This window comes from Bradyrhizobium sp. Crot121, assembly GCF_059512385.1.
This window is the reverse complement of sequence record NZ_JCAMOR010000225.1, coordinates 1-1,736: the sequence shown is the minus strand read 5'-3', so window position 1 is coordinate 1,736 and position 1,736 is coordinate 1. Positions and strand designations below refer to the sequence as shown.

At 60.4% G+C, this 1,736-nt stretch carries 1 protein-coding gene; it reads left to right on the top strand.

Going from position 1 to position 1,736, the window contains the following annotated elements:
• A partial coding sequence (locus AC5ZGW_RS46150) for an FAD-binding oxidoreductase (RefSeq protein WP_496114163.1) occupies positions 1-1,425 on the top strand: 1,425 nt, incomplete at its 5' end.
• Between the last annotated feature and the right edge of the window lie 311 nt (positions 1,426-1,736).

Here is a 1,736-nt window from a genome sequence, read left to right as displayed (position 1 = left end):
CTGCCGACCTCACTCGCCGCTTTCTGTACGAGCGAACGCTACGACCGGGTCGCGCATACCTACGGCAAATCCTATCCAGACTACGTGCGAGCCATGCTCGGCGATTACGAGAGCGCGCCCGACGTAGTCGCATATCCACGCAATGAAGCAGAGATTTCCGCCGTGATGGACTGGGCAGGTGGCGTCAACGCCTCGCTGACGCCGTTCGGGGGCGGGTCGAGCGTCTGTGGCGGCGTCGAGCCGCGAGTCGATGGGCTTCGCTATAAGGCGGCCGTCACACTTGATCTACGCAATCTCGGTAAGGTTGTCGAGGTAGATCAGATATCGCGCGCCGCACTGATCGAAGGCGGCGCCTATGGTCCATCGTTGGAGAACCAGCTTAAGCCGCACGGCGTCACGTTGCGGCATTTTCCGCAGAGTTTCGAATATTCAACCCTTGGGGGCTGGATCGCGACGCGATCGGGCGGTCATTTCGCCAGTCTCTACACGCATATAGACGATTTCGTCGAAAGCCTGCGCGTCGTGACGCCGCGCGGCATACTGGAAACGCGTCGATTGCCAGGATCGGGTGCTGGGCCGAGTCCCGACCGCATGTTCATAGGCTCGGAAGGCACGCTCGGCGTGATTTCGCGGGCCTGGATGCGATTGCAGCCACGTCCGAAATTCCGTACCGGCGCATCGGTTCGTTTCCAGTCGTTCTTCGGGGCGGCACGCGCATTGCACGCCATCGCACAAGCCGGCCTCTATCCGTCGAACTGCCGCATCCTTGACGCGCAAGAGGCGTTCAACACCGGTGCGGCCGACGGCAGTGTCGCGATCATGGTGCTCGGCTTTGAATCCGGCGACCATTCGCCGGACGCCTGGATGGCACGTGCGCTCGAATGCTGCGCCGACCACGGCGGGACGCCAGAGGCCGCAAAAGCCGGCGATGCAAATCTCGAAGGCGCAGCAGGGATCTGGCGGAACGCATTTATTCGCATGCCATATGCGCGCGAGTTTTTGACGCCGGCTGGTCTCATCAACGACACGTTTGAGACCGCTATCACCTGGGATCGGTTCGAAAGTAACCACGACAAAGTGAAGGCGGCAACGGAACGATCGATCTTCGAAGCGACTGGCCTAAAAGGCGAGGTCACATGCCGCGTCACCCATGTCTATCCGGACGGGCCCGCGCCCTATTTTTCTTTCCACGCGCTCGGCCGACACGGTGCTCTTCTAGAGCAGTGGCAGGCGATCAAGAATGCGGCCAGCGACGCGCTGATTGAGGCGGGTGGTACGATCACGCATCATCACGCTGTCGGGCGTGATCATCGGCCGTGGTACGATCGTCAGCGCCCGGGGCTTTTCGCGGCCGCGCTTCGGGCAGCAAAAAGAGAACTCGATCCGCAAGGCATGCTTAACCCGGGAGTGCTTATCGATCCGTAACGCGGATCAACGCGCCAACGGGACTAAGCGAATAATTGTTTTGTTTGCTGCAGTGCACGAGTCCGCTCTTCATGTTTGAGACATGCCGACGGACTCTGAGAATGTTGGCTAAGCGGGAAGACCGGAAGTGGCCGGCGGACGGTCAGATCGACGCGAAGGAGCGTGAACAGACATGAGGGGATTTTCGCCCGTCACGCTAATCACTCCGGCTTTCTGTCCGGAGGTTCTACAAACTCATAAATGGGAACGTGGGTGCGTTCCGACCATGATTCCAGCGCAGCTCCGCAGACCGTGCAGATCGCGTCACCCGT